General features: G+C 53.3%; 1 tRNA gene. It reads left to right on the top strand.

What is annotated here, in order from left to right:
* The first annotated feature begins 171 nt into the window (after window positions 1–171).
* A tRNA-Arg gene (locus OGX97_RS01255) sits at window positions 172–245 on the top strand.
* The last annotated feature ends 1 nt before the right edge of the window (window position 246 follow it).

The following is a 246-nucleotide window of genomic DNA, read 5'->3' as shown; positions in this document are numbered from 1 at the left end:
ATCTTCTCCGAGACAACAGCAAAACTGTTGTTTTATGGTCTGCGAGATAATCGCGAGCACCAGGGAGGATAACGTTGCTTCAGCAACGGCCCGCAGGGCGAACACTAGTGAGTCATCCTCCCGGATGCACCATCTTCTTCGCAGTATCAGTAGTAATCAGCAATTCCCGATGCATCCGTAGCTCAGCTGGATAGAGTACTCGGCTACGAACCGAGCGGTCGGAGGTTCGAATCCTCCCGGATGCAC

Origin of the sequence: Citrobacter sp. Cpo061, from assembly GCF_030332845.1 — a bacterium.
In the GTDB taxonomy this organism is placed as follows: domain Bacteria; phylum Pseudomonadota; class Gammaproteobacteria; order Enterobacterales; family Enterobacteriaceae; genus Citrobacter; species Citrobacter portucalensis.
This window is presented reverse-complemented; position numbering and strand designations above follow the sequence as displayed.